Annotated in this window: 3 protein-coding genes; all 3 read right to left on the reverse strand. The window is 62.6% G+C overall.

Features of this window, described 5'->3' with window-relative positions; genetic code table 11:
• Nucleotides 1-3: 3 nt before the first annotated feature.
• On the reverse strand, nt 4-375 hold the full coding sequence (gene fliE, locus J7360_RS16185; protein ID WP_005918157.1) for a flagellar hook-basal body complex protein FliE: 372 nt from the start codon (nt 373-375) through the stop codon (nt 4-6).
• Nucleotides 376-933: 558 nt separating this feature from the next.
• Complete coding sequence (locus J7360_RS16190) at nt 934-4,431, reverse strand: glycosyltransferase (RefSeq protein ID WP_057661806.1); 3,498 nt, start codon at nt 4,429-4,431, stop codon at nt 934-936.
• 23 nt (nt 4,432-4,454) lie between these two features.
• Entirely contained in the window at nt 4,455-5,825 is a 1,371-nt protein-coding gene (locus J7360_RS16195) for a polysaccharide pyruvyl transferase family protein (protein WP_057661804.1), read from the reverse strand.
• Nucleotides 5,826-6,000: the final 175 nt, after the last annotated feature.

Raw genomic sequence — 6,000 nt, forward strand, 5'->3', positions numbered from 1 at the left:
CCTTTACAGCGGCATGTTCATGACGTCCTGATAAGCCTGGACGAGACGGTTGCGGACTTCCACGGTGGCGCGGAAGGCCACCTGGGACTGCTGGGAGGCGACCATGACCCGTGCCAGATCGGCATTGGGGTCGCCCATTTCGAATGCTTTGGACAGCGCGCCGGCCTTCTGCTGGGCCTCGTTGACGCCGCCGATGGCGCCGCGCAAGGTCTCGCTGAAGCTCGGCGCCTGCGTCGCCGGTGTCCCCTGCGTGCCGGCCAGTCCCTGGATCTGGTTGCCACGCGCCGCATCGCCTACCGCGCCCATCGAGCCTTGGCCCATCTGCGTCTGGTAGCTGCGGATCTGCGAGAGGATGGAGGTAACGGAGTCGCTCATGGGTGCGGTCAGCCAGGGAGGCAGTGACACCAATGCAAGCGGCGTGCCGAAAAGGCGCCGGGATTTCGGCGCGGGTACGTCTCTGTCGCGCCTGTCGTGGTCGGGCGCAGCGTGATGGCCCCCATCCGCCCTTCGGGCACCTTCCCCCGCAAGCGGGGGAAGGGAGCCGATGGATGGGCAGTTGCAGTGCAACCGACAGATCAAGCGCAGCCGGGCATGCTTCATGCGGCGCCAGAGTGCGGACGCACGCCCCCCACTCGCCCTTCGGGCACCTTCCCCCGCAAGCGGGGGAAGGGAGCCGATGGATGGGCAGTTGCAGTGCAACCGACAGATCAAGCGCAGCCGGGCATGCTTCATGCGGCGCCAGAGTGCGGACGCACGTCCCCCATCCGCCGTTCGGGCACCTTCCCCCGCAGGCGGGGGAAGGGAGCCGATGGATAGTCAGTTGCAGTACACCCTGAGAATCAAGCGCAGCCAGGCGTTCCTTCTCCCGCTAGCGGGAGAAGGTGGCGCGCAGCGCCGGATGAGGGCAACACCGTCACAACCAGCGTAACCGCGCTAGCCCGGCAACCAGGCGGCGCGCCAGGTATCCAGATGGCTGCCGCTCAACATCCAGTCGCGGTGCACCGCCTCGCGCAACGCTGCGCCTTTCGCCGCTGACGCGTCCGGGTCGGCCAGATGTTCGCGAATGGCGCCGATCCAGTCGCGGTAGCGGTTCTTCACCAGCGTCACCGGCAGGCTGCCCTGGTAGCAGCGCACGTCGCTGGCGATCACCGGATACCCGCAGGCCCCGTATTCGAGCAGGCGCAGATTGCTCTTGCACTCGTTGAACAGGTTTTGCTCCACCGGTGCCAGCGCCAGATCCAGGTCCAATGCTGCCAGCGCGGCCGGGTAGCGGTCGATCGGCACGCCGGGCTGGAAGTGATGGATGTGCTGGCGCAGCGCGAATGGGTACATCCCCATGAACACCCACTCCACTTCGTCGGCCAATTCCCGCACTACATCGGCGATCAGTTCCAGATCGCCGGTATGGCTGGCGCCGCCGGCCCAACCCACCCGCGGCTTGCCACCCTGGCGCTCGCCTCGCGCCGGCAGATGTTCCCACCAATGCGGCGGCAGGCGGTTTTCGGCCACCCGGATATCGCTGTGCAACCCGGCGAACGCCTCGGCCAGGGCAGGGGTGGAAACCACAAACCGGTCCACCATGCCGAGCCCGCGCCGCACCGTCTTCAGGATGTCCTTGGGCATGTGCTCGCGGTGCGCGTTCTTCAGCGGCAAGTTGGGCAGGTAATCGTCCAGCTCGTACACCTTGAACGCGCGCGACAACGCCTTCATCCGACGCATGGCGTCCAGCCGCGCTTCGCCGACCTGGCGTTGCAGGATCACCACGTCCGGATCCTGGCGCGCCAGCTCGCTGATCTCCAGGTAGCCGTTGAACAATACCCCTTCGGCGATTCCGGCCTCCCGCAAGGCGCGCAGTGGCTGGATCACCCGGTAGTGGCCGCAGCCTTCGATATCGGCCGGCAACGCGATCACGCTCGGCAGCGGTCGCCACGACTGCAACGGCCGCCAGCTCGCGCGCGGGTCGGCCAGCGCGAAGCCGGCACCGGGGTCCAGCGAAAATCCCGGGTTGTAGGCCGGGTCGTTGGCCATCATCGGCAGCCACCGCGCGTACATTGCTTCCTCGTCGAGTGCCGTGGCGGGCGTGGTGTCGGGCGGATCGATCAACAGCTGCGCACGTGCCGCGAAGACATTGAGATAGCCGGCCTGCTGCAAGCGCAGGCACAGGTCGACATCGCTCCACTGCGCCAGCGCCGGCTCCAGGTCGAAGCCGCCGGCGTCCACAAACAGCTGGCGCGGCAGCATCAGGCATTCGCCACTCAGCGCGCTGTAGTTCTGGTCCAGTTGCAGGCGCTGCAGATAGCCCGATTCGTCGAATGCCGCACCTTCGAACGCGCGCGCTGCAGGTGCCCCCAGGCCCAGCAGCAGTCCGGCGTGATGCACGGTGCCGTCGCCGCGCAGCAGCTTGCCCGCAACCGCACCGACCTCCGGGCGCAGCGCGTGGTTGAGCAATTGCTCCAGCCAATCGGCCTTCATCACCGCCGCACCCGCTGCCAGCCACAACAACACCTCCCCACGTGCGTGCTCCACCGCGGCATTGCATACCGCCTCACGCGGTGGTTCGGCGGCAAAGCGCAGCACGCGGATCTGCTGCATGCCCAGATTCTCGATGCCGCCCAGCCAGCCATGCAGATCCGCCTCGGTGGTGCCGCGATCCAGCAGCAACACCTCGTAATGCGGATAGCTGGTCTTGGCAAGAATGCTTTCCAGGCAGCGCTGCACCTGCGGCAGCCGGCCATCGACCAGCACCAGGATGCTCACCAGCGGTTGCTGCGCATGGCGGTAGTCCACTGCATGCCGGCCGGGACCGGCGCTGTGCACCACCGCGTCCACGTAACCGCGTTCGGCGAGATGGCGCGCAATCGCCCGGCGTTCGTCCTCGTCGTCGTGCTGCGGCGTGGCCGATGCGATCAGGATGGGTTCTGCCATATGACGGATGCAGGCCAACCCGTAACGCTCGATCAGGCCGAGCTGGTAATCCAGCTCGAATGCCGCGCTGGGCCCGGTGGGAAAGCCGCCATCTGCCAACAGCGTGCGGTGCCGGAACACCCAGTGCCGCGAAAGCGTCGCCGGTGCGCTCAACAGCATGTCCAGATACAGCGCCGGCCGCAGCGCCAGCCCCAACTGTCCGTTGTCCAGCGCCATCACTTCATCGGCGTAGACGGCCTGGCAGTCGTCGGGTAACGCCAGCATTTCCAGCGCCAGCATCATCAACCCGCTGGCGGTGAACAGGGTGCCGGCATCGACCAGCAGCACCCAATCGATCGCATCCTGTGCGGCGATCACCCGGTTGAGCGTTGCTGCCAGGCCGTGCGCCCCGATCAGCACGCCACGCTCGCCGTGCGCGGCAACCTGCTGCGGCGAGCTGCTGATGACCCAGGTTCGATGCCGTTGATAGCAAGCGACCGCGTCCAGGCTGTCGCCCGTTGCAGCGACCGCTGCGGCATCGCCGTGACGGTCGACCAGCAGCACCGCGATGCGCGGTCCGCCGGAATGCGCCCGCAGGCGCGCCTGGATCAATGCACGTTGCACCGTGCTCGGGTGGCGCACGCCCAGCCAGGTCGTCGGCGACACGCGCTCGGCCATGCCGGCGCTTTGCATCAGCGCATTGACCAGATCCACCGGCTTGAACACGCGCGCCTTGTGCGGACTGAGCGGGGCCACGCGCACCTGTCGATTGTCGCCAGTCTCGCGTCGCCAGCCGAGCTGGCGGATGCCCTGGCGCAAGTCTTCATGCCCCTGATCGCCGATACCGGGCTGATCGCGCCCCCCCTGACTGAACTGCGCACTGGAGACCCGAAACTGCGTGAGCGGGCTGGCCAGCATCGCCAGGTGGCCGTGGCGCAGCAGCTTGACGTAGATCGCCAGATCGCCCACCCAATGGATGGCCTTGCCGTTCAAGGCCATGAGCTCATTGCCCAGCGCCAACAGATCGGCACGCCGTGCGAGCACGCAACTCGGCTCACCGATGAAATTGATGGTGTGGTCGGCCAGAAACGACACCAGCTCCGGCCCGTCGATCAGCACGTCGTCGGCAAACGGGAAGCAGGTGGCCAGAATGTCCGGCAGCGGTTGCCCGTCGTCATCGATGCGCACCCGCCGCGACGAAGCCATCGCTGTGCCCGGGTTGCGCTCGATCGCCTCGACCAACTGCGCAATGCAATCGTGCTGCAGCACATCGTCGTCATGCAGGAACTTGATGTACTCGCCCTGCGCCAGGCCAATCCCCTTGATCGTGCTGACCAGCTCGCCAAGCCGCGGCGTGTTGCGGTGGTAGCGAATGGGGAAGGGCGCACCCGCCAACCTGGACGCCAGCGCCGCCTCAATGGCGCCATCGGCATCGTCGTCGCAGATCACCAACTCCAACGCCGGGTAGGTCTGTGTCAGCACGCTCTCCAGCGCCTGCGCGAAATAGCGCGGCTTGTAGGTCGGCATGACGATGCTGACAAGATTCGGTGTCACTTTGCTTCACCCGAAAACCGGCTGAGGTAATCCAGATACTCCTTGCGTGTCAGCCCAGGATAACGCCGTCTTAGCAGTTGGAATTTATTTACCAAACGTCGAGATGTTTCTCCGCCGTGTTCTCTCCGCACAACAAGCTCGCGGTCCAGATTCTCTACGAGTTCGGTGTAGGCTTCATGTAGCTCAGCTGCAACTGAGGAGCCAGTGCTTTTCTTTAGATTCGGAAATTCAAAGCACGGCATGTCGTAGGATGCGGTGCAGGGCATAAGGCCGACTGCGTGGAGGAAATCAAGAAATTCCTTGTGCAGAGCTGGGTAAGCATTGTTCATTTCCGAGAGGTCAAGGTTCTCGAAAACTTCACGGATGTTGCTTCGGCTGTGAATGGTGGGTTCATAAGGAATACGGAGGTATTCGCAAGTTTCCCTGGCCCTGGAATCCGGATTGGTCACAATGGCGGGGACGCCGCTATTGATCGACAGGATTCCGGAGTGAAGTCGGGTTCCAATCGTAAGGCAATGGTCGTTACTTTTGAAGAACTCGGTCCACTGCCTGTAATCCGAGAAAAATTCTAATCGTCCAGCCATGGCCTTGGCCAGTAGTTGGAAGGATGTAGGTATTTCGTTGAGGTTGAAAGGTTGTGCTGTGATGTTGGAAGTCGACGGCAGTGCTTTCTCAAGGTACAGCAAGTTGATGAAATAAAGTTCATCCTGCAGCAGATGGGATGTTCGCGGCAGTCCAGCATTGAAGAATGTGGCTGTAGTGATGACCTTATCCGGGTCCCATGGCTTTTTCTGTAAAACCCGGGCGGGTCCGTTCTCAAAGTAGCTCGGGCAGCCAATCACTCTAACGTTCTTTATGCCGATGCTATTTAAAATCTCGGCGGAATAATTTCCGCGTACACCAATCAGCTTGGACTTTTCGGAAAGAAGGGAGAAAAGTCGCCGTTGATTGGGGCTCAGACGCTCGGCCAAGCCCGGATCGTAGCCATTGAAAGAGTTTGCGCAAAGACTTACAGGCACGATCGGGATCTTGATTTTTTCAAGAAAGTGGGTGATTCGATCAATAGGGAGGTCCGAGAAATCCTCGCGAATATCATCCTTCATCGTCCAGACGAGATGCGAGTATTGTTCGTTGATCTCTTCTGAAATTTGATCGGATAGCGTTGCCTCGAATGCGTTGGAAATGTGGTCAAGCTTCACCGGGCGCCCGAACAGCGCCTTCAAAAAACCATAGGCGATGTAGCCGTTACCGATATTCTGGCCTCTGATATTGGCTTGGGATGGCCCCATGCCCTTCAGGAAATCCGAGATCTCCAAAGATTCAGGAAGGGCTGAGTTGAAAAGAAACATCTTGCTGGCGTCTGTCATCTCTCTATATTTTCCGGGTCATGAATGCTCCTTGGCTTAATTCGCCCAAGGTGGCGGCTCGGCTCCGGCAACGGGCGATGCATACAGGACAAGGGAAGGTCTGAACAACGAGACCTGACAGGGCGGAAGGTGGCGTCGTTCCGAAGAGTGGCTTTTGGAACTTCGGAATTTCGCC

Source organism: Xanthomonas sp. D-99 (assembly GCF_017746145.1).
GTDB lineage: Bacteria > Pseudomonadota > Gammaproteobacteria > Xanthomonadales > Xanthomonadaceae > Xanthomonas > Xanthomonas cissicola.